Annotated in this window: 25 protein-coding genes; 16 read left to right on the forward strand and 9 right to left on the reverse strand. The window is 33.4% G+C overall.

All coding sequences use genetic code 11. From position 1 onward, the window contains the following. Positions 1-3 precede the first annotated feature (3 nt). From BW731_RS12650 to BW731_RS09580, 7 genes are all read right to left on the reverse strand, one after another. Positions 4-165: an SPJ_0845 family protein gene (locus tag BW731_RS12650; protein ID WP_158080198.1), complete on the reverse strand. Its 162-nt coding sequence runs from the start codon at positions 163-165 to the stop codon at positions 4-6. Positions 166-168: 3 nt separating this feature from the next. Next, positions 169-1,305: an NAD(P)/FAD-dependent oxidoreductase gene (locus BW731_RS09555; RefSeq protein WP_079347673.1), complete on the reverse strand. Its 1,137-nt coding sequence runs from the start codon at positions 1,303-1,305 to the stop codon at positions 169-171. 19 nt (positions 1,306-1,324) lie between these two features. After that, positions 1,325-2,203: a cation diffusion facilitator family transporter gene (locus BW731_RS09560; protein WP_079347675.1), complete on the reverse strand. Its 879-nt coding sequence runs from the start codon at positions 2,201-2,203 to the stop codon at positions 1,325-1,327. Between the two features lie 123 nt (positions 2,204-2,326). Then, the gene (locus tag BW731_RS09565; protein WP_079347677.1) at positions 2,327-2,590 is read right to left on the reverse strand and encodes a hypothetical protein; all 264 of its coding nucleotides are present in this window, start codon (positions 2,588-2,590) and stop codon (positions 2,327-2,329) included. A 60-nt stretch (positions 2,591-2,650) separates the two neighbouring features. Beyond that, positions 2,651-3,799 carry a pyridoxal phosphate-dependent aminotransferase gene (locus tag BW731_RS09570; RefSeq protein WP_079347679.1) on the reverse strand — a complete coding sequence of 383 codons (1,149 nt, stop codon included), beginning with the start codon at positions 3,797-3,799 and terminating at the stop codon, positions 2,651-2,653. Between the two features lie 51 nt (positions 3,800-3,850). Then, entirely contained in the window at positions 3,851-4,573 is a 723-nt protein-coding gene (locus BW731_RS09575; protein ID WP_071457240.1) for an amino acid ABC transporter ATP-binding protein, read from the reverse strand. After that, positions 4,566-6,023, reverse strand: a complete 1,458-nt coding sequence (locus tag BW731_RS09580; RefSeq protein ID WP_079347681.1) for an ABC transporter substrate-binding protein/permease — start codon at positions 6,021-6,023, stop codon at positions 4,566-4,568. The genes BW731_RS09575 and BW731_RS09580 overlap by 8 nt, the downstream gene beginning before the upstream one ends. Before the next feature lie 240 nt (positions 6,024-6,263). On the opposite strand from BW731_RS09580, the gene BW731_RS09585 reads away from it, so the two are divergent. The 6 genes from BW731_RS09585 to BW731_RS09610 all read left to right on the forward strand — a co-directional run bounded on the left by BW731_RS09585 (position 6,264) and on the right by BW731_RS09610 (position 11,293). Continuing rightward, the gene (locus BW731_RS09585; RefSeq protein WP_079347683.1) at positions 6,264-7,919 is read left to right on the forward strand and encodes a peptide ABC transporter substrate-binding protein; all 1,656 of its coding nucleotides are present in this window, start codon (positions 6,264-6,266) and stop codon (positions 7,917-7,919) included. Positions 7,920-8,070: 151 nt separating this feature from the next. Further along, positions 8,071-8,202 (forward strand): LPXTG cell wall anchor domain-containing protein, encoded by a 132-nt coding sequence (locus BW731_RS09590; protein ID WP_079347685.1) that lies wholly within the window; start codon positions 8,071-8,073, stop codon positions 8,200-8,202. 54 nt (positions 8,203-8,256) lie between these two features. Beyond that, complete coding sequence (pepT, locus tag BW731_RS09595) at positions 8,257-9,477, forward strand: peptidase T (protein ID WP_079347687.1); 1,221 nt, start codon at positions 8,257-8,259, stop codon at positions 9,475-9,477. Positions 9,478-9,494: 17 nt separating this feature from the next. Next, positions 9,495-10,436, forward strand: coding sequence for an NAD(P)-dependent oxidoreductase (locus tag BW731_RS09600; RefSeq protein WP_079347689.1), 942 nt, complete (start codon positions 9,495-9,497; stop codon positions 10,434-10,436). 142 nt (positions 10,437-10,578) lie between these two features. Then, positions 10,579-10,779 (forward strand): helix-turn-helix transcriptional regulator, encoded by a 201-nt coding sequence (locus BW731_RS09605; RefSeq protein WP_079347691.1) that lies wholly within the window; start codon positions 10,579-10,581, stop codon positions 10,777-10,779. A 4-nt stretch (positions 10,780-10,783) separates the two neighbouring features. Continuing rightward, positions 10,784-11,293, forward strand: coding sequence for a DUF3278 domain-containing protein (locus BW731_RS09610; RefSeq protein ID WP_158080199.1), 510 nt, complete (start codon positions 10,784-10,786; stop codon positions 11,291-11,293). 44 nt (positions 11,294-11,337) lie between these two features. Here the strand turns inward: BW731_RS09610 and BW731_RS09615 are convergent, their stop codons facing one another. Then, the gene (locus BW731_RS09615; protein WP_079348624.1) at positions 11,338-12,372 is read right to left on the reverse strand and encodes a lactonase family protein; all 1,035 of its coding nucleotides are present in this window, start codon (positions 12,370-12,372) and stop codon (positions 11,338-11,340) included. A gap of 185 nt (positions 12,373-12,557) precedes the next feature. Here BW731_RS09615 and BW731_RS09620 point away from each other — a divergent pair, with 185 nt between their 5' ends. Continuing rightward, complete coding sequence (locus BW731_RS09620; RefSeq protein ID WP_079347695.1) at positions 12,558-13,487, forward strand: RluA family pseudouridine synthase; 930 nt, start codon at positions 12,558-12,560, stop codon at positions 13,485-13,487. 44 nt (positions 13,488-13,531) lie between these two features. Here BW731_RS09620 and BW731_RS09625 read toward each other — a convergent pair whose 3' ends face one another. Beyond that, entirely contained in the window at positions 13,532-13,897 is a 366-nt protein-coding gene (locus tag BW731_RS09625) for a YxeA family protein (RefSeq protein ID WP_158080200.1), read from the reverse strand. Positions 13,898-14,823: 926 nt separating this feature from the next. Here BW731_RS09625 and BW731_RS09635 point away from each other — a divergent pair. The 9 genes from BW731_RS09635 (at position 14,824) to BW731_RS09675 (ending at position 23,131) form a co-directional block, all read left to right on the forward strand. Further along, complete coding sequence (locus BW731_RS09635) at positions 14,824-15,783, forward strand: ABC transporter substrate-binding protein (RefSeq protein ID WP_198931935.1); 960 nt, start codon at positions 14,824-14,826, stop codon at positions 15,781-15,783. 26 nt (positions 15,784-15,809) lie between these two features. Further along, positions 15,810-16,682, forward strand: a complete 873-nt coding sequence (locus tag BW731_RS09640; RefSeq protein WP_079347703.1) for an ABC transporter permease — start codon at positions 15,810-15,812, stop codon at positions 16,680-16,682. A 21-nt stretch (positions 16,683-16,703) separates the two neighbouring features. Continuing rightward, the gene (locus BW731_RS09645) at positions 16,704-17,507 is read left to right on the forward strand and encodes an ABC transporter ATP-binding protein (RefSeq protein WP_079347705.1); all 804 of its coding nucleotides are present in this window, start codon (positions 16,704-16,706) and stop codon (positions 17,505-17,507) included. 235 nt (positions 17,508-17,742) lie between these two features. Next, the gene (locus tag BW731_RS09650; RefSeq protein ID WP_079347707.1) at positions 17,743-18,552 is read left to right on the forward strand and encodes a TrmB family transcriptional regulator; all 810 of its coding nucleotides are present in this window, start codon (positions 17,743-17,745) and stop codon (positions 18,550-18,552) included. A 3-nt stretch (positions 18,553-18,555) separates the two neighbouring features. After that, complete coding sequence (locus BW731_RS09655) at positions 18,556-19,434, forward strand: sulfite exporter TauE/SafE family protein (protein WP_079347709.1); 879 nt, start codon at positions 18,556-18,558, stop codon at positions 19,432-19,434. A gap of 15 nt (positions 19,435-19,449) precedes the next feature. Continuing rightward, the gene (locus BW731_RS09660; protein ID WP_079347711.1) at positions 19,450-20,433 is read left to right on the forward strand and encodes an ornithine cyclodeaminase family protein; all 984 of its coding nucleotides are present in this window, start codon (positions 19,450-19,452) and stop codon (positions 20,431-20,433) included. A gap of 129 nt (positions 20,434-20,562) precedes the next feature. After that, positions 20,563-21,141: a TVP38/TMEM64 family protein gene (locus BW731_RS09665; protein ID WP_158080201.1), complete on the forward strand. Its 579-nt coding sequence runs from the start codon at positions 20,563-20,565 to the stop codon at positions 21,139-21,141. A gap of 88 nt (positions 21,142-21,229) precedes the next feature. Further along, positions 21,230-22,711, forward strand: coding sequence for a DEAD/DEAH box helicase (locus tag BW731_RS09670; RefSeq protein ID WP_079347715.1), 1,482 nt, complete (start codon positions 21,230-21,232; stop codon positions 22,709-22,711). Positions 22,712-22,777: 66 nt separating this feature from the next. Then, complete coding sequence (locus BW731_RS09675; protein WP_079347717.1) at positions 22,778-23,131, forward strand: prepilin peptidase; 354 nt, start codon at positions 22,778-22,780, stop codon at positions 23,129-23,131. Positions 23,132-23,156: the final 25 nt, after the last annotated feature.

Genomic DNA, 23,156 nt, shown 5'->3' on the forward strand with positions numbered 1-23,156 from the left:
TTTTTAGTTGTCTAGCTTAATTTTACAATCGGCGTTAACTGAAAAATTGACAGTTGTTGTTTCTTTTTTTGCTTCAGGTGTATCTTTTTTATCTTCTTTTGGTTCAATGGCAAATTCTTCAAACATTTTTTCTAAAGAATCTTTTTTCTTAAATGTTAATCCCATCTGTTATTCTCCCTTCATCTTTGGTTGAATGTAATGATTAGGTTGATGTTTGTAAGACTCAAATAACGTCTTTTTATTGTATAACCAATCTACCATTGTTTTACCAATAATTGGCCCAGTTGTCAACCCAGATGAACCAAGACCGCTTGCTACTAGTAAATTACTTAGGTCTTCAACTTCACCAAAAAATGGTAGAAAATCAGAAGTATAAGCACGTGTTCCTATCCGGTAACTATTAATGTCATAATCAGCTAGTTGACCCACTGTTTGAGTGGCTGTTTCTTTTAATTGGTTGAGTAACTTATTTTCTGGTGTTAAGTCAAAGCCTTCATCATTTTCATGTGTGGCACCTACTAGTATTTTTCCATTGTAAAAAGGAATGATATCTGATTCCCCAACAGGCATGATAACTGGTAAATCAGTTGTTTCTATATCTGTTTGGATTTCGATTAATTGTCCTTTTTGAGGTCTAATATCAACTGACAGGTTTAATGATTCGAGTAAATGAGGTAACCATGCCCCAACGGCAATAATCACATCATCCACCACAACAGAGTCTTCATGTGTTGTGATAACCCATTTACCATCAGAAATAGATAGATTAGTAACACGCGTTTGTTTTAACTGATTCTTTTCCTTTAATAAATGATGTATGTTTTTAACTAAAATTTCTCCATCAATTTTTGCACCACCTGTAATAAAGAGAGCCTCCTCATCAGATGAGACAAAAGGAAATCGCTTTTGAATATCTTTACCAGATAATCTTTCAATCTCACCAATTTCAGGGGCTTCTTCGCGTCTATCATAAGCAATTTTTTCCAACTTATCCAATAATTTTGGTGTCTTTTTATAAAGTAAAGTACCTGTTTTTTTGTAGATTTTTTTTGTATCTAGATATTTAGCTAAATCACTCATATAGTCAGAGTAAAATTTAGCCCCTTCTCGAGCTAAAAAATACCATTCTTTGTTTCTTCTTTGAGATAGCCAAGGGGAAATAATACCTGCAGCCGCACTACTTGCTTGTCCTTTGCCATCATCAAACAATAGCAACTCAACTTCTGGATCGTTAGAAAGATAAAAGGCAGCAGTCGATCCAACGATTCCGCCACCTATAATTCCGATTTTGCGTTTTATTGACATAGTATCAAATCCTTATCACTTATTTACTTGGATAGAATGGTTCGACATGGACATCAATATCAAAAATCTCATATTTTTCTTTTAATTCACTCTCTAGATTATCCACTAGATGGTGACTTTTTTCTACCGTTAAGTTGGGGTTCATTGATACAACAACATCTAAAAAGACATTAGCCCCTAAACTTCTTGCACGGATACTCACGACATCCATGATTCCATCCATTTTAAGGATATCATCTTTATATAAAGCTAACAAATCTTTATCAAAGCCATCAGACAAATAAAATGTACTTTCCTTAAAAATTTCAAAAGCTGTTTTCAAAATAATGCAGCCAATAATAATTGCTGTTAGTGTATCAAGCCATCCTAGTTTAAATGATGCGGCAAAGACAGCGACAGATGTACCAATACTTGTAAGCATATCACTCAAATTATCTTTGGCAACCGCATGAAGTGCTTGGCTATTATTTTTTTGAGCAATTTTTTTATTGATAAGATACACTCCATACATAATTACAGCTGAAAATAATCCAACGTAAGCAGCCAGTTGACTAGGTTGTTCCATTTGTTTGTCAATAACCGAGCGAACACCGTCCATCACAACTTGAACCCCAACAGCAAACATGATTAGCGACGTTAATAAAGACGCAACGTTTTCCGCCTTCCAGTGCCCATATCTGTGTTCGTTGTCAGCAGGCTTTCTTGATAATTTCAATCCAATTAATACTGCAATTGAAGCGATCATATCAGTAAAGTTATTTAACCCGTCAGCAGATAGAGCTTGTGATTGTCCATAATACCCTGCAGCCAGTTTAATAATAGCTAGGAAAATATAGGCAAATATCGAGATGATTGCTCCTTTTTCAGCTTGTTTGATTTCGTTAATCCTTTTTGTCAATAAACTCACTCCTTAAATGATACGAAGGCAAGTATATCAGACAACCTATCATTTAGAAAAGATGGAAAAAAATATTAAGGCGCCCTAAAAAATAAAATAAAAAGCCCCAAAACTTATTGGGACTTAAGCAGCGGGATTAATTAACACACCATTGATATTGTGAACAGTGGTTAAATTGATATGATCGTCGTATCGTTCATCGGTGCCTTTTCTTGAGAAATTGAGATACAAATCATTACCATTATATACAAGTTCAAAAAATTCCATGTCATCATAAACAAAGCGTTCAGAGTTATTATAAATGATAATTATTTTACCTTCTGAGATATACATATGTGATGAAAGAATACTATTTTTCAAATCAATTAGTGAATGTTTTTTTACCATAATCATCTCTCCTTTAGCGTAGTGTATCATAAAAAGTTTGATTGATAAAATAATAGATAACTAAAATGTTAGTTTTTCAATTCGGTCAAAGGCTTCTTTTAAAACAGGGATATCTTGTGTTGCGGCCAGTCTGATAAAGTTAGTGCCACTTTCTCCAAATGCTTGACCTGGAATAACTAAAACTTGTTGTTCTGTTAGTAATTTTTTAGCAAAATCAACAGAATTTAATCCTGTTTGACTAATGTTGATAAAGGCATAAATACTTCCTTTAAGTGAATGCAAAGTCATAAAAGGAATGTCTTTCACACGTTTTTCGATGTATTCTAGTCTAGTTTTAAATAATTCTACGACCTCTTTTGATACAGCTTGATAGTTATCAAGTGCATAAATACCAGCACGTTGAGAAGGAGTAGGGGCAGAGTAAGTCACATCTTCAGATAACAAATGACAGGCATCATTAATGTATTTTGGTGCAATCATGTATCCGATTCGCCAACCAGTCATCGCAAAAGTTTTTGAAAAACTACTAAATGTTATGGTGTTCTCAGGAGCAAGAGATGCCATTGGTGTAAACTCTTCACCAAACGTGAATGCTTCATATACTTCATCTGATAAGATAAATAAATGATGTTTTGTTGCAAGTTCCGCTATTTTAGTTAGTGTTTCTTTTGAAAAGACAGCACCTGTTGGATTATTTGGCGAATTGATAATAATTGCTTTTGTTTTTGGTGTGATAGCGTCTTTTAAAATAGTTGGATCAATTTGGAACCCATCTTTTTCATAAGTGGGAATAATAACTGGTACACCACCAGCTTCAATGACTTGTGTTTTATAAGGAGAAAAATAAGGCTCATGTATAATCACTTCATCACCTTCGTTTAGTAGAACTTGAAGAGTTAAATACATTCCTTGTAAGGCACCTACAGTAGCGCGTACTTGATTTTTTTCAAATGTTAAACCATATTGTGTTTGGTAAAAATTTACCACACTTGTTAGAAAATCATCGCTACCATCAGAGGCGGTATAGTGCGTGTGTCCATTTGTGACATCTTTAAATGCGGCATCGATTATTGTTTTAGGCGTTGTAATATCTGGGTCTCCTATAGAAAGATTAAGTAAATTCGGTGTTTTACTTGCTAAGTCAGTAAACTCCATTAATAAACTTTCATTAGGTAGTTGATAATAAGTATTTAGCATGTTTTTATTCATTGATATCCCCCTTAATAATAAAAAGTCAAAGGCTTAACCTTTGACTTTATTTTATAGTACTTTTTCTAAAAAGTCTTGTGTTCTGTCATTTTTTGGGTGTAAAAAGATGTCTTCAGGTGTGCCTTCTTCTTGAATCACCCCTTTATCCATAAAAATCACTCGATCTGCTACTTCCCTGGCAAAGCCCATCTCGTGAGTCACGACGACCATCGTCATCCCTTCTTTAGCTAAGGCATTCATAACCGCTAAAACTTCACCAACCATCTCAGGATCTAGCGCACTTGTTGGTTCATCAAACAACATGACATCTGGATGCATCGCTAGAGCACGCGCAATCGCGACACGTTGTTGTTGACCACCAGATAAACTTTTTGGGTATTGATTGGCTTTATCTTTTAGTCCAACACGTTCAAGTAAAGCAAGTCCTTCTTTTTCTGCTGTTTCTTGTGACTCGTTTTTAACTTTTACTGGGCTAATAGTCAAATTTTCTAACACTGTTTTATGTGGGAAGAGGTTAAAGTTTTGGAACACCATACCCATTTTTTGACGTAGTTGATTGATGTCTATTTTTGGATCAAGTAGGTTGGTTCCCTCAAATTCAATCACACCACTTGTCGGTGTTTCGAGTAAGTTTAAACAACGTAGAAACGTACTTTTTCCGCTACCAGAAGGGCCAATCACCACAACCACTTCCCCGGCTTTTATATCTAAATTAATTCCTTTTAGGACATCATTATCACCAAAGGATTTTTTTAAATCATGTATTTTAATCATTGGCACCAATTCTCCTTTCAGCTACACCTAATGCACGAGATAAGGTGAAGGTTAATACAAAATAAATCAATGATGCAATTAAAATCGGCAAGAATGGTTTGAAACTTGCACCACGTACCACACCTGCTTGGAACATCAATTCAGATACCCCAATCACTGATACGACAGAGGATTCTTTAATAACTGTCACAAACTCGTTACCTAAAGCAGGTAAAATATTTTTAATCGCTTGTGGCATGATAATGTATCGCATCGCTTTTTTCTGACTCATACCTAGAGAACGAGCCGCTTCAGCTTGCCCTTTGTCAACGGCGTTTAACCCGGCACGAATAATTTCAGCCACGTAAGCGCCACTATTTAGAGATAGTGCCACACAACTTGAAGCGAGTGCGCTTAAATTAATTCCTAACACATTTAAACCAAAGAACACTAAAAAGATTTGAACTAGTAGGGGAGTCCCACGCACGTATTCGATGTAGATGACTGAAATCCATTTAAATAATTTATTTTTAGAGCGTTTCATTAACGCAAGTAGTGTTCCTAATACACTACCACATAACACGCCAACAAATGCTAAGAAAATTGTATATCCTGTCCCTTTAATGTAGTAGGGAGCATATTTTTTCATAAAAGACTCATCTTGGAACATATAAGGAATGACTTCTTGCTTATAGTCTTTCATTAAATCTTTATCATTAATTTCTTTGATAGACGTATTCACGAGATTAAGAAAATCAGGAGCATTTTTTTGTAGTGCAACGGCTGTTCCTTTGTTAGCATTATCTAGTTTAATGTCAGCAAACATTAAAGAGTCATCCTGTGTTAAGTAAGCTTCAGCAACAGGTTCTTCGATTACAGCCGCATCAATTTTCTTTTGTTGAAGTTGTAGAATAATGTCAGGTACTTGTTGTAGAGAAACGGTATTAGCTTTTAACTCATTGTTTGCTAATTCCTCCTGCATGGATTGCACTTGAGCCCCAACTTTGATTCCATTAAAGTCATCAACGGTTTTAAATTTATCTTGATCTTCTTTTCTAATGACAACTTTTTGTTGAACAGTCATGTATGGATCAGAAAAATCAACTTCCTTCAAACGCTCAGGAGAAGGAGACATACCAGAGATAATTAAATCAATTTTGCCAGTTTTAAGAGCCCCAATTAACGCATCAAATCCATATTCTTCTACTTTTAATTTAACCCCCATATCATCAGCAATTTTTTGAGCAATTAAAATATCTGTTCCGACAACTTTATCTTTACCATCAACTGTAGCATGAAATTCATACGGAGCGTAATCCGCAGATAGTCCAACTGTTAGCACCCCTTTGTCCTTGATTCCTTTTAAAATGGCATCTTCTTCGGCTAATGAATGAAGAGGAAATAGAAAAGCTGTAAAACTTATAAAGAAAACAAATAATAGCGATAGTTTTTTATTTATGAATTGTTTCATTAAAACACTCCTTTCGTTTTGATCTTGGGTCTAATTATATACGTCTTATAATTATTATGCAAGTTATTTTGAATAAATGTATAAAAATGACGTTTATTCAGTATTTTCGTTTTTTTTATACATTTCTTTTATAACATTATGAATTTAAAATAATAAGATTAGAAAAAAATGATAAAACGATTGATTTTTTCTAATAAAAAAGATAGAATAAATTTCATTAGTTATAAGAGGAGGAGTAGAATGAGTAAAAGAATAAAAGTAGGATTAGCACTAGTTAGTGCAGTTTGGTTATTAGCATCTTGCGGGGGAAATAATGCGAATACGAAAAAGCAAGAATCAACTAACGGAAAGATTGAGCAGGTTGCTAGATTGGCTATTCCACAAGAGGTAGCTTCAATTGATTCGGGTAATGCTACGGATTTAGTTAGTTTTGGTGTGATAAATCAAATTAATGAAGGTATTTATCGATTGGATGAAACAAACAAACCTACCGCCGCTGGAGCAAAAGAATTAGCAACCGTCAGTGAAGATGGATTAGAATATACAATTAAACTAAGAGAAGACGCAAAGTGGAGTAATGGGGATCCTGTTGTAGCAGATGATTATGTTTACGCATGGCAGCGAGTGGTAGATCCTAGTACTGGTGCGGAGTATGCTTACCTTTTTGAAAATGTAAAAAATGGCTCAGAGATTATAGAAGGTAAAAAACAGCCGACAGAATTGGGTATAGAAGCAGTGAATGACTATGAATTAAAAATTACATTAGCTAATGCGACACCTTATTTTGATTATTTATTAGCTTTTCCAACGTTTTATCCATTAAATAAAAAAGCAGTGGAGGAATATGGGAAAGACTACGGTAATTCAAGTGATAAAACAATTTATAATGGACCATTTGTCTTAACTAACTTTGATGGTCCAGGTTCAGATGTGGAATGGTCTTATGAAAAAAATCCTAATTATTGGGATAAAGACAATGTGAAAATGGAAAAAATAGACGCTCAAGTTGTAAAAGAAGCCTCAACAGCACTCAATTTATATGAAGATAATCAATTGGATGATGTCATTATCAGTGGTGAATTGGCTCAACAGTACCGAGAAGATACTAATTTTGTTGGGGTACCAGATGGAAGAACGATTTACTTAGAAATGAATCAAGAAAGAAAAGATAAACATTTTGAAAATGTTAATTTACGTAAAGCTTTATCATATGCAGTAGACGGAGAAGCTATTGTTAATAATGTTTTAGGAGATGGTTCTCAGTCTGTTACAGGTATTGTTCCTAAAGGATTGGCATCAAATCCGGAAACAGGGAAAGATTTTGTTGAAGAGTCAGGAAAATACAAGGAATTTAATGAAAAAAAAGCGAAAGAGTATTTTGAAAAAGCTAAAAAAGAGTTGAATATTGACACACTTAGCTTTGAAATCTTGACAGATGATAACGATTCAACCAAAAAAATTGCCGAATATATTCAAGGAGCATATAAAGATGTCTTAGGGATTGAAACTGAAGTAGCTGTTGTGACAAAACCTATTCGTCTTGATCGTACGACAGCGGGTGATTTTGACATGGTAGTAACTGGATGGGGAGCTGATTACAATGATGTTAGTTCATTCTTAGACTTATTTGTTACAGGGAATAGTTACAATAAAGGGAAATATTCAAATTCTAAATATGACAAACTGATTGAAGAAGCTAGAACAACGAATGCTACAAATTTAGAAGCAAGATGGCAAAATTATTTAGATGCTGAAAAAGTATTACTAGGTGAGGATTATGCTATTATTCCACTGTATCAAGTAGTAGAAGGACATCTTATCAATCCTAAAATCAAAGGATATGTTCGTCATACTGCAGGAGCACCTTATGATTATAAATATATGTCAGTTGAATAGGTAAACAATTTAACATCGAAGAATTATTCTTCGGTGTTTTCTATTTTGTTACCGTATAAAATATTCTTGAAGAATATGTTAAATAAGAATAATATTTGCTATAATTGAATAGAAAGAAAAATGTAGATTATATAAAAGGAGGCGTGTTTATATGTTACCTCAAACAGGAGAAGTTATTATGAATTGGTTACCATATATTGGCATTGCACTTGTTGTCGTTGTAGCCTTTTTATTGTTTAAGAAGAAAAAATCTAATGACGATGAAGAACAAGATGAACAATAAAACAAGAAGCACCTTCTTAGGTGTTTTTTTGCTATAAAGAATAGGAGAGATAACATGTCAAAACTACTAGAACGCTTTATTACGTATGCAAAACTAAATACTCGCTCAGATGCCACAAGTCAAACAATCCCTACAACTCAAACGCAAGTTGAATTTGCTATGATATTAAAAGAAGAGATAGAAAAAATGGGATTGGAAAATTGTCATTATAATGAAAAGAATGGGTTTTTAACAGCTAATTTACCAGGAAATAGTACTAATAAAACAAAAGCAGTAGGATTTATTGCACATTTAGATACAGCAGACTACAATGCTGAAAACATCAACCCGCAAATTTTTGAACATTATAATGGAAAAGATGTTGTGCTAAATTCGGAAAAAAACATCGTGATGAAAGTCAGTGAATTTCCTAACTTAACAGATTATATTGGCGAAACGTTGATTACAACAGATGGCACCACATTACTAGGAGCAGATGATAAGGCTGGTATTGTCGAGATATTAGAGATGTTAGATTATTTCATTGATCATCCTGAGATTGAACATGGAGATATTTATGTAGCTTTTGGTCCTGATGAAGAAATCGGGACTGGAGCAGATCACTTTGATCCATCCTTTTTCCCTGTAGATTATGCTTATACAATAGATAGTGGCCGTATTGGTCATTTTGAGTATGAAACATTTAATGCAGCTCAAGCGACTATCACAATAGATGGGACAAGTGTCCATCCAGGGACGGCTTATGGCATGATGGTTAACGCCTTAAAAGTAGCGATGGCGTTTGACACTCATTTACCACAACTAGATGTACCAGAAAAAACACGAGGTTACGAAGGATTTTATTTATTGCATAATTTAGAAGGAAGCATCGACTTTGCAACAATGACTTATATTATACGCGACCATGATACAACGCGTTTTAATGAGCGAAAAGAGTATATGACAAGATTAGTAGATGAAATGAACAAAACGCTTGATAGACCAAGATTATCTGTAAATATGATTGATCAGTATTTTAATATGAAAGATATCATTGAACAGGATATGACAAGTGTTGATGTGGCAATTGAAGCAATGAAAAATCTGGCCATTACTCCAATTATTACTCCATTTAGAGGTGGAACAGATGGCTCTAAGATATCGTTTATGGGAATACCAACACCCAATATTTTTACAGGTGGAGAAAACTTTCATGGTCAGTATGAATTTATTACAGTAGAGTCAATGCAGACAGTTGCTAAAACGTTGATTGAAATCATCAAATTGAGTAAGTAAACTTAAGGAGAATAGAAATGGTGGAGAGGTTATTAGATTGTGTAGACTTAACTATTGAGCAAGAAAATGATTTAAAAAATACATTTCCTAATATAGAAATCATTAAACTTAATGAACTAACCCAACAAAACACTGAAGACATAACCATTATGTATGGTTGGTCGCAATATTTACCAGACATTGACCAGTTTTGTTCGTTGAAATGGGTGCAAACTTTGTCAGCAGGTGTCAATTACTTACCTTTGGATAAATTAGAGCGTAATGGCATTACTGTTACCACAACTAGTGGCATACATGGTCATCAAATGACTGAAAGTGTGTTGGGAATGTTATTTAGTCATACACGAAATATACGTCAATCTATTTTGAATCAAGAAAAACGTGAATGGGGTATAACAGAAAAAGGAACAGACTTAGTTGGAAAAAAAGTCATGATATTTGGTACAGGGAATATCGCAAGACAATTAGCTAAAACGTTACAAGTATTTGATTGCGATGTATTTGGTATAAATCGAAGCGGTAGAGTAGTAGAGGGATTTACTCAAACATGTTCATTTGAAGAAGGTAATGAGGTTCTTCGTACAGTAGACATTATGATAAATCTAATGCCAGGAACAACAGAGACTGATCATTTTTTTAATGATGATTTATTTTCGAAAATGACAAACGGGGTTATCTTTATAAATATGGGACGAGGTAGCTCTGTAGACACTAGAGCCTTGATTAAGCATATCAAATCTGGAAAAATTGGGTTTGCCGCTCTGGATGTTTTTGAAGAAGAACCGCTCTCTAAGGACAGTGAATTGTGGTGTTTAGAGAATGTATTAATCACCCCGCATATTTCAGGTGCTACTGATAAATATAATGAAAGAGCGTTTAACGTTTTGATGGACAATGTATCTCATTTTACTCATCAAGAACCATTAAAAAATAGGGTTGATTTAGAGTTAGGTTACTAAATAAACATAGTAGAAGCCACTTATGAAAATAAGTGGTTTTTTGTAATAAATTGGTATGAATGTCATATATAATTGACAAATAGAGAAGGGAACTTTATAGTAAAATTAGTCATATATAGATGTCTTTTTAAGAGAGGAAATCATGAACCGAATAAAAGAATATCGTAAACAAAAAAGTTGGTCGCAAGCTGAACTAGCAAAACGAGTCGGTGTTGCAAGACAAACAATTAATTTAATTGAAAATACCACCTATAATCCATCGCTAGATTTATGTATAAAGATAGCAAGAGAACTTCAAACAGATCTAAATACATTGTTTTGGAATGTGGAAAACAAGGAGTGAAAAAATGAAGCAAACAGAACAAAAATTATTAAAACGCTTTGTAGGATTTATTGACGACAGAGATGAATACCAACAAAAAATGATTTATAAAGTATTGGCAGATACTAATATGATTACGTTTATATTGTTAACTATGTCCATGATGATTAGTTTTATCTGGGATGCGTGGCATCATACTATTTCATTAGGAACTATTTTTTTATTTCTCATTCAGCAATTTAATTCATATTATATTCTATTAAAAACAAAAAAATATGATGTAGTTAAAACAGAAGTTTTCGATGAAGAAACGTATCAAAAAGAATTAAAAAAGATTAAACGAGGAGCAATAATAGCGGGGATTAATTGGGGGATTTTTATGTTTGGCTGGATGGAATTTCTATTTCCGCTTATTTTACATGAGCCAATCGAGTTGAAATGGTTCAATATTGGTGTATGGGTAGTAACGAGTATGATGTTTGGCGGTTCGATGTACGTAGTAGGTAAGGGAAAATTAAAACTAGTTAAAGAATAAAGAAAACGTGAGAACATTTAAAAAAATGGCCTCACGTTTTTTTATTAATAATTTTTAACACGAACAATTTCTGGAGCAAAAACATCTTTTTGTAAGAGAGTTAATAATCCAGTATCGTTGTTTCTTTCAAAAAGTGTTAGATTATCAGAGTTTTGATTAGCCACTACGATGAAATCACCAGTTTTTGATAGATTAAAATCACGAGGAAAATCACCTTCAACCGAAATCCATTGTAAGGTATTTAGAGCTTTTCCATCTTCAGATATACCATAAACAACTAATGAATTATGCCCTCTATTTGACGCATATAAAAACTTACCGTCTTTAGAAATGCGAATAGCAGCTCCACCATTAAAGCCAGTATGTGTCTCTGGTAAAGTTGAAATAGTTTGTAATTCTTTAAAACTACCTGTGCTAGCATCATAATCTAATACTAGAACATCGCTTGATAACTCACCGAAAAGATAAGCGATAGGTTTAGTTGGATGAAAGACAAGGTGACGAGGTCCAGTGCCAGGAGCTGCGATAAATTTTGCTACTTCAGTTAATTTACCCTCATTGTCTACATCATAAGTATAAACAGTGTCATTTCCTAAGTCACAAACGACTAAACGATTATCAGGTGTTAAGTCAGCGTAATGAACGTGAGGTCCATCTTGGTTTTCATGAGGACCATGTCCACTATCTTGGATTTTGTCAGCCAATGCCAAAGAGCCATCTTCTGAAATTTTATAAGAGTACAAAATTCCTTGGTGATAATTAGCACCATAAACAACTTGACGTTTGTTATCAACAGCAACATAACAAGGTGGTGCTCCTTCAATCATAACACGGTTTAATAAAGTGTAAGTCCCATTGTCATTTGTTTTATAGCTAGCAACTCCCCCTAACTCGCCTTCTTTTGCTACAGCATAAAGAATATTATTATCTGACACATCCAGATAAGTTGGGTTGTCTTCGCTGATTAAGTGAGTTAAATGAACAAGTTCTTTCTTTTTTGTATCCAAAGTGATGCCATAGATTCCTTCACTTATTCTTCTAGTATATGAGCCTAATAAAAATTTTTCCACACTACTCATTCCTTTCAAGTTAATAAATATATTATAACATAGAATGTTTTATTCTTGACTTTGAAACAGATGTTAGTGTTTTATGTACTAAAGAAACAAGTTTAAGACATATCTTTAACTTGTTTCTTTGTTGCATTATATAGTAATATGTTCAATGAAGACTATGATGCAACAAGGAAAGAGTAAGGTAGATAATGAAAAAAAATAAACCAAGAAAATCAACAAAACCAATGAAATCAAACGGATTTCAACAGAAGCAGTTTACTGTTACTGAAGAAGCTGAATTATTACCATTTTTATTAGCTAATATTAATAAAAGTCGTAACTCAGTAAAATCAATCCTAACAAGAGGGCAAGTATCGGTGAATGGTAAACCAACAACAAAACACAATGATGAACTTGTCAGTGGAGATGTTGTGAGTATTCAAAGCAATGAGTCATTGATGAAAGAAAAAGCGTTGGTTGGTTTGAGTGTTGTATATGAAGATGATGATATTATTGTCATTGATAAAGAAGCTGGATTGCTATCAGTTGCGACAGATAAAGGCAACGAGCCGACTGCTCACAATCAATTAATGGGATATGTGAAACGTGATCATCCGAAAAATCGTATTTATATTGTTCATAGATTGGACAAAGACACATCAGGTGTGATGTTATTTGCTAAGAAAGAATCAGTAAAGCATAAATTACAAGAAACGTGGAAAGCTTCAGTACAAGAGCGTCTCTATACAGCTTTGGTAGAAGGAAAAGTAACTAAAGAAAAAGGCACCATTACATCATGGTTGACTGAAAGCAAGACATTTAAAGTTTATTCAAGTCCACATGACAATGGCGGTAAAAAAGCAGTGAGTCATTATAAAGTAACACGCAAAAATAACGACTACAGCCTACTAGAGGTCTCTCTTGATACTGGTAGAAAAAACCAAATCAGAGTTCATATGGAAAGTATCGGACATCCAATTGTTGGGGATAAAAAATATGGTGCAACGAGTAATCCGTTAAAACGATTAGGATTACATGCTACGACACTAGTCTTTATACATCCAACTACTGGTGAAAAAATGATATTCAAATCAAAAGTTCCTCGCTCATTTATAAAGAAAACACAAGCCTCAAAATAAAAAAATAGGAGTTAGAAAATTAATTTTTCTAGCTCCTTTTTAGATTAACTAAAAGACTCTTTAGCTTTAGTTGGCAGGTCATATTTGTTAACTTCTTCCCAACTCAAAACCCCTTTTATATCATTAACTTTTATTTTTAGATAGGCATCTTGTTTTAGAGGTTTGTCTTTATAGGCCTCAAATTCAATCTCTTTTTCTTTTCCGTCTTTATCAACGCTTGGTAAATTATAAGTATAAATAGAACCTTGAGTTATTCCTCTATCATCAGTAGCATCATTAATATTGATTGGTTCTCTGGTGATTTTAGTATAATAGTAAGTACCACCTTGGTATTTGTGATAGAAATACCAAGGTGTTCCAATAAAGGCAACTAGAATAATAGCTATAATCAATTTTTTATAATGTTTCATTGTCATCATCCTCTCTTCACAAGTATAAAGTATAGAGCAAAACAGCGTGTAATTAACGAATCTAAAGATTGATTTTTACCTCATTCTTGGGATGTATGGAGTATGAAATTATCTGTGTTATTTAATGTCATTTATGATGACAGTATTATCTGTAAGGAGAAACGTTATGCAAGAAAAAAACTAGCAGGTTTTACAGAGCGGTATAAACGTTTATATTATGAGTTAAGAAATATGCCAAGTTGGAAAAGAGTGATAAAAAAGAAATGTTATCCGAAAATTTTAATTCTCGCATCATGTTAGCAGTCACAGAAGTAAAGGGACGTACGGTTTGTTCATATGGGCAATACATTTGGTATTCCAATTGGATCATTCTTATCTCGATTTATTAGAAAAGAAGCATTTAAACGAGATTCGCGTTAGACGCTTGCTTATGAACTATGGGTGATAGTATCATTATTAGGCATGATTCCAGTGACATTAATCCAAGCGGTGTTCGGTATCTTATTAGACTTACCCAAATCTTTTTTTAATTAAATTAAAAAAAAATGAGAAATAATATTGACATCACATGATATATTAAGATATACTACGTTTAACAAATTTAGATTGTGAGGAACTTGCTATGAATACAACAAAGCAACAAAAACCAACAAAACTGAATAATTTTTACTTTAGCTACTTTAGATAGTGTTTGTAGACATGTCAGTCATGGATGCAAACCGGAAAGTTTGTATCTATGGGGCTAAGGAATTTTAACGAGCAACGTTCGCCACATAGATTGTTAAGATAATCTAAGTGGCTTTTATATTTTAAAAGATAGTCGTTCGATATCTTTTTAAAGCATTGGCTTAGATTATTGTATCTAGTCAATGCTTTTTTAATTGATTTTCTTATGTGGTTGAACTAAGAAAATGGAGGAAGAAAAAATGAAGAAAAAAATGTTAAGTAGTTTAGTCGGATTAGCAGCAGTAGGATTATTAGTTGGATGTGGAAACAAAAGTGCGGAAACGGATTCGAGTGTACAAAGAATCGGGATCCTACAATATATGGAGCATAAATCTTTAGATAAAGCCAGAGAAGGATTTATTGCTGAATTGAAGGATGAAGGTTACGAAGATGGGAAAAACATAAAAATTGATTCTCTAAATTCACAAGGAGATCAAGCAAATCTAAAAAGTATGAGTGAAAAATTAGTAAAAGAGAAAAGTGATGTGATTTTAACTATCGCAACACCAGCAGCTATTTCAGTAGCGACAGAAACAACAGATATACCTATAATATTCACTGCGGTGACAGATGCTGTGTCGGCAGGTCTAGTAGATAGTAATGAAAAACCAGGTAAAAATATTACAGGAACGAGTGATATGGTACCAATAGACAAACAAACAAATCTATTGTTATCAATTGTTCCAGATGCAAAAACGATTGGAATTATTTATAACTCAAGTGAGGAAAACTCAGTTATTCAAGCGAAATTAGCAAAAGAAGCCATTGAGAAAAAAGGTGTCAAAGTCAAAGAATCAACCGTGACTTCAACAAATGATGTGCAACAGGTTATGACAGCTCTAGCAGGAGAAGTAGATGGTGTGTATATTCCAACTGATAATACTTTAGCTAATACCATGGAGACAGTTGGTGAGATTGCACGAAATAAAAAATTACCGATAGTTACTGGATCTGCAGAAGATGTAAAAGTTGGGGCTTTGGCAACTTACGGATTAGATTATGAAAAATTAGGTCGACAAACTGGAAAATTAGCAGTGAAGATTTTAAAAGGTGAAGCAAAACCAGCTGATTTAGCAGTAGATACGCCAACTGATTTGGACTTAGTAGTCAATGAAGATATGGCAAAAGCATTAGGGATTGACCCTTCAACGATAAAATAAGACAAAGATAAGCGGAGTGAATTGTAATGGATATCATAATTTCAAGTGTTTCTCAAGGATTTTTGTGGTCGATTATGGCTATTGGTGTGTACTTAACATACCGAATTCTAGATGTGGCAGATTTAACGGCAGAGGCTAGTTTTCCATTAGGTGCAGCTATAAGTGCTAGCCAAATTGTGTCAGGAACTTCTCCATTAATTGCAACAATAATGGGATTAGGTGGTGGATTATTAGCAGGACTTGTTTCAGGCTTACTTCACACTAAATTAAAAATCCCAGCATTACTTGCAGGGATATTAACCATGACAGGGTTGTATTCAGTTAATCTAAGAATCATGGGACAAGCGAATGTTTCATTATTAGGTAAAAAGACTGTCATGCGTTTGTTTAATGATTTAGGAATGACTAATCAAATCGCCACTTTAATCGTTGGTGTAATTGCTTCGTTAATTGTCATTTTATTCTTGTTCTTATTCTTTAGAACAGCCATTGGTCTAGCGATTCATGCAACAGGTGATAATAATGCGATGAGTGAGGCTAATGGGATTAACACAGACAATATGAAGATCATTGGCTATATGATATCAAATGGTTTAATTGCTCTATCAGGAGCTTTAATGGCCCAAAGTAATGGGTATGCTGATATTAGTATGGGGATTGGCACAATCGTTATTGGATTAGCTTCAGTCATTATCAGTGAGGTTTTATTTAAAGATGTTAGTTTTGTTAAACGATTATGTCTAATTATACTAGGGTCAATTATTTACCGATTCATTATTTCATTCGTACTGTATCTAGGTGTTGCACCAACAGACTTAAAATTATTCTCAGCAATTATTTTGACGATTTGTTTATCGTCACCTTTAATCAAAAATAAATTGAATCGAAAGAAAAAATAACGAGAATAAGGAGGAATCATCATGTCAGCAACATTAACATTGACGGATATACATAAAAGTTTTGAAGTGGGAACGGTGAATGAACATCATGTGTTACGTGGAGTAAACTTAACGTTAAATGAGGGTGATTTTGTCACAGTCATCGGTGGTAACGGAGCAGGGAAATCAACATTATTAAATTGTATCGCAGGAAATATTCCAGTCGATTCAGGGATAATACTCTTAGAAGACATGGATATTACCAATCAAAAAACTGAAAAACGTGCTGCTCATATCGGGCGAGTATTCCAAGATCCACGTATGGGGACAGCGACAAGATTAAGCATTGAAGAAAATTTATCGATTGCTTATTCACGTGGAAAAAAACGGGGGTTGTCTTTAGGTGTAACAGATAGTCAACGAGAAGAGTTTAAGAAACAGTTAGTGCGTTTAGATTTAGGATTAGAAGAACGACTAAAAAAAGAAGTTGGGCTACTATCTGGAGGACAACGCCAAGCACTGACACTACTTATGGCAACATTAGTAAAACCTAAACTATTATTACTAGATGAGCACACTGCTGCTCTTGATCCAAAAGCGAGTCAATCTGTTTTATCTTTAACCAATAAAATGGTTCATGAAGATCAATTAACGACACTCATGATTACGCATAATATGGAAGATGCTATAAAGTATGGGAATCGTTTGGTTATGTTACATGAAGGAAAAATAGTCGTTGATATTAATCAGGAACAAAAAGAAGGACTTAAAGTACAAGATCTAATGGATTTATTCCAAAAAAATAGTGGACAAGCATTAACAGATGATGCACTGATTTTATCATAATGTAAAATAGGGAAAACTCAAATCATTTTGGTTTGAGTTTTTTTATTTGTGAAAAATTGTTCTTTATTATTTGTGATAAAAGTTCTATCATCATAGAAAAACTTGTTAAAACCATTTGTGAATTTGTTTTTAAAGGGTTTATTTAATGTTAAATAACTCACAAATGTATTGTGTAAACGTTATTTTATGATATAGTAGTTACTAAGGTAGCTACTAAAAAAGAGGTTGAAAAAATATGGAAACAATAATACAAATAATGAAAAAATATCATTTTTCTGAGATGGAGACATTAGTGTATACCACCTTGTTAGAACAAGATAAACTAACAGGTTATGAAATTAGCAAAAAGTCTGGTGTACCAAGGTCAAAAGTGTATAACATTTTAGAAAAGTTATTGAAAAAAAATTTAATTATTGTCAATAAATCAGAACCAAAGTTATATCGAGCAATTTCTTCAGATGAATTTATCGAACGCTTAGAAAAAGATGTTAAAAAAGATTTGGCAGTACTGGACAAGCAATTAGGCGGGATAAAAGAAGCTGAGGAAGAAGATTTATTGTGGAAAATCGAAGGGTATTCACATGTAATTGAAAAAGTGGAGCATTTAATCAAGCATTCAAAAAGTAGTTTGTTAATTCAAATATGGAAACAAGATGTCAGTAAAGAGCTATTATTATTATTGCAAGACGCGGAAAAAAGGTTAGATGAGTGTGTCGTAATTTTATTTGATGCTGAACATCATTATGACTTGCCGCTAAATCATTATTATAAACATGGATTTGAAGAAGATAAATTGGCTGATTTTGGTTCCAGGTGGATAAATGTTGTGCGTGATGAAGAAGAAGTCGTTTTTGGGACTTTGTCAGAAGACGCAAATCAAACCGATGTCACTTGGACAAAAAACAATGCGATGGTCAGTTTGTCAAAAGAATATATCAAACATGATGCTTATACATTAAAAATTATTGAAGAAATGCCTCAAGAATTAAGCAGTAAATATGGTCACGAATTTGAAAAAGTGCGGTCAATATTTAAGGGGGAATAAGTCATGGTCAGAACGGTATTATTAACACTTATTATTTTAGTCAATGGATTCTTTGCTTTTACATTTGTGAAAGATTTAATGAGTCATAAAGAAGAATTTAAAGAAGAAAAAGCAAATGTAAAATGGTTGCCATTTACTTCATTTATCATGTTTTTCTTATCAACATTTGGTATTTCAGATTTTGCAATAGGAACAGTTCTTTATCCTAAATTAGGATGGGTTAACATGAAAAAATTACCAGGGACACTAAATACGCAATGTGTGATTCCTGTTGCAGCTATGGCGTTATCGTATATTTCAGGAGTAAATGTAGGAATTAAAACACTAGCGATTTGTATTATAGCACAAGTAATCGGTGCTTATATTGGGCCAAAATTTGTAGTGAAATTACCAGAAGATACCATTAAAAAATTCGTTGGTGTAGGATTAATCATTGCAGCATTCTTAATTTTTGCCGGACAAGTTAATTGGATTCAATCAAATGGCACAGCAACAGAATTATATGGTGGAAAACTTATTTTAGCAGCATTTTTATTATTTGTGTATGGTGCATTAAACAATATTGGGATTGGGTCATATGCTTTAACAATGGTGACAGTTTATTTATTAGGAATGGATCCAATCGCAGCATTTCCAATCATGATGGGAGCTTGTACATTCTCAGTGCCAATCGGAAGTGTTCAATTTATTAAATTTGGTGAATACAGCCGAAAAATCACACTATTTACTTCTGTTTTTGGGGTACTTGGTGTATTAGTTGCAGTGTTTTTAGTCAAATCATTAAATACTTACATGTTAAAATGGGTTGTCATTTTTGTACTACTTTATAGTTCATATTCAATGTTAGCTGCACAAATTAAAAAAGGATCACAACCAGTTTAGGAAGGGGAAATAAATATGTTATTTTTGAAAAAAGAAGATATTGAAAAATGTTTTGATATGAGAGCGGCAATGGATGCGTCTTTAGAAGCGTTAAAAATTTATTCAGAAGGTCGTGCTACTATTCCATTAAGAACGAATATTCCAGTACCAAAATCGGAAGGTCAAAGTCTTTATATGCCAGGATATGTTGAATGTGATAATGGCAAAGATGCTTTGGGAGTCAAAATTGTATCTGTTTATCCAAAAAATATTGAGAAGAATATTCCAAGTGTTCCAGCCACAATGGTAGTGTTGGATGCAGAAACAGGTATTGTGAATGCCATGATTGATGGCACCTACTTAACTCAATTAAGAACAGGTGCTGTCCAAGGAGCTGCAACAGAACTTTTAGCAAGGAAAGATGCTAAAATTGGTGCATTGATTGGAACGGGTGGTCAAGCAGAAGGTCAACTATGGGCTATGCTAACTGCTAGAGATTTAACAGAAGTTCGCATCTTTGATATTGATTTTGAGAGAGCTTCAGCGTTTGCTAAAGAGATGTCAGATAAATATGATATCAATATGATTCCTACAAAAACAGCACAAGAATGTGTTGAAGGAGCTGATATCATTACAAGTGTGACAACATCTAAACAACCAACATTTTCTAGTGAATGGGTGAAAAAAGGAGCTCATATAAATGGTGTAGGGGCTTATACACATGATATGTGTGAAATTCCGCGAGAGATTATTAAAGAAGCAGATGTGGTTATTTTTGACACGATGGATGGTGTCTTGCAAGAAGCAGGAGATTTCATGCAACCATTAGAAGATGGCTATGTATCAAAAGAAAAATATGAAGGTGAACTAGGTAAGCTTGGTTTAGGTAAATTAACTGGTAGAAAACATGATGAAGATATTACGATTTTCAAAACAGTTGGCTCAGCAGTGTTAGATGTTTATGTCGCTCAAAAAATGGTGGAACAAGCGAAAGAAAAAAATATTGGTTTAACTGTTTAATAATAAAAAATCAATCACCTATGTATGTGGTTGATTTTTTTATTGGACAAAAATAGTTATAAAACCATCATATTTACTTATTAATTTAATGATTCAATAAGTATGACTAACTAAATGAAAGGAGACAACATGAGAAAATTAATTAAGGTCTTTTTTGTTATTGGCATTATCTTGTTGCTCCTTGCTATATTTTATGCATACAGCCATCAATTATGCCAAAATCCAACACAATTAAAACAGTTTATTCATCATTTTGGGTGGTATGCACCGGTAATTTTTATCATGATTCAAATCATACAGCCTATTTTACCTATTATACCTGGTGGGATGAGCGATGTGGTCGGAGTTGTTGTTTTTGGCAAAATAATAGGAGTAATCTACGCGTCTGCTGGCCTGATAATAGGTGAAGTCATACTATTTATACTTGTTCGTCATTATGGTCGGTCATTTGTTTTATCGATTTTGTCGGAAAAAAGTTTACCTCGTTTAGATAAATTGATTCAACTAGGGAATAAACATACCATCTGGATGTTAATTATTGTCTTTTTGATGCCTTTTGGTCCTGATGATTTGGCTTGTTTAGCAGCAGGTTTTACAAATATATCATTTAAAAATTATCTAAGAACTATTATTTTGTTTAAACCATTGTCTGTTGCGATTCATTGTTATTTGTTATTGGATGTCTTTAAAATGGTGAAAATAAATTAATTATGCTAGTAATTTAAGTAAAACATGTTACACTAATTAAGCTAAAATAAACAAATAGGCAAAAGCTTATTTGATGAAGGATGTTTACATGACAAAAAATAAATTTAATCTTTTCGGAATCGATGAGTCAATTATTAATGCACTTGACGTTTTAGGCTATACCTCACCAACTGAGGTGCAAAAAGAAGTGGTTCCTTTGTTACTTGAAAAAAAAGATATCGTGGTTCAATCTCAGACTGGTAGTGGAAAAACAGCGGCATTTGGTATTCCTGTATGTGATACTGTTGAATGGGAAGAACGATACCCACAAGTTTTGATACTAACACCAACTAGAGAACTCGCTACACAAATCCAAGATGAATTATTCAATATTGGTCGATATAAACGTTTAAAAGTAGTGAGTTTATTTGGTAAAAGTTCTTATCAAATGCAAGTCAAACAACTTAAGCAACGAACACATATTGTAGTAGCAACGCCTGGTAGATTGTATGATCATATCATGCAAAAAACGATCAACCTAAGTAAAATCAATCAAGTGATAATTGACGAGGCAGATGAGATGTTTGCGATGGGATTTATCGAGCAACTTGATCAGATTATGCCGAGATTACCAAAGAAAAGAACGACCGCCCTGTTTTCAGCAACAATGCCTGATGCAGTGAAACGATTATCTAAAAAGTACCTACATAATCCAGTGTATGTTGAAATTAAAAAAACTGATGACCAAAAGAAACGTATTTCACAATATTATCAATGGACAGCTGATGATGAAAAAAGCGCACAGTTTAAAGATACATTGATTGTTGAAAATCCTGAGACAAGTATTATCTTTTGTAATACTAAGATTATGGTTGAAGAGTTAACGAAGCAACTAAAAAATCTAGGTGTTAATTGTGAAATGTTACATGGTGGGATGGAACAACGAGATAGAACACGAGTGATTAAAGATTACAAACGTGGATACATTCATTGTTTAGTCGCAACAGATGTCGCAGCTAGAGGGATTGACGTATCAGACATTAAGCTAGTTGTGAATTATGATATTCCTGATAAAGTTGAAACATATACGCATCGAATCGGTCGTACAGCTCGTTTTGAGAAAAGTGGGAAAGCCATATCATTTGTCAATTCGAAAGATAAATCCTCTTTTAAAGCGATTATGGCAAAAGAAGGCGATAGTCTTGAAGAGATGCGTCGTCCAAATCAAGAGTTAGTAAAAGAGATGAAACGTCCATTTTTAGATAGACAATTAGAATCTCCAAAATTACGCAAAGAAAAAGGATTATCATTTAAAGAAGATATCATGAAAATTCATATCAATGCTGGAAAAAAACAAAAAATGCGCGCCGGTGATATTGTAGGAGCTTTGTGCCAAATTGATGGTATGACTGCTGATGATATTGGGGTGATTGATCTATTAGATATTTCAACTTTTGTTGATATATTAAATGGTAAAGGTGAGCTAGTTTTAAAAACGTTACAAACCAAACCTATTAAAGGCCGTTTACGAAAAGTTAACCAATCAAATATCACAAAATATGAGCAAGATTTACAAAAATATCAACGCTAAAAAGAGTCTTTTTAAGGCTCTTTTTCCTTTTTTACGAATATAGTATTAAAGGAAGGTGTGACTTATATGTTGAATGGTTATATTTTATTATTTTTCCTTGGAGCCAGTTTGGCTTCTTTTTTTGTTTTAGTTGGTCAACGCACAAGAAATGGTCAGTCAATTGTACTACCAAAATCACATTGCAGTGTTTGTAGGCATGAGCTTTCATGGTATGAACTGGTTCCTGTTTTTTCTTTTTTATTTTTAAGAGGAAAATGTTTGTTTTGTTTTTCAACGATTCCAAGGCAAAGTATCTATTGGGAAGTTGTTTCCGGATTATTATTTATTTTATTATATTGTTTGTTGGAAAGTTTGAGTCTATTTATTGGTTTAAATGTGTTATGGTTTATAAGTGTCATAGTGATTAATTACAAAATATAAAACGGAGCCCATAACTGATTCTTAG

It is taken from the genome of Vagococcus martis (assembly GCF_002026305.1).
In the GTDB taxonomy this organism is placed as follows: domain Bacteria; phylum Bacillota; class Bacilli; order Lactobacillales; family Vagococcaceae; genus Vagococcus; species Vagococcus martis.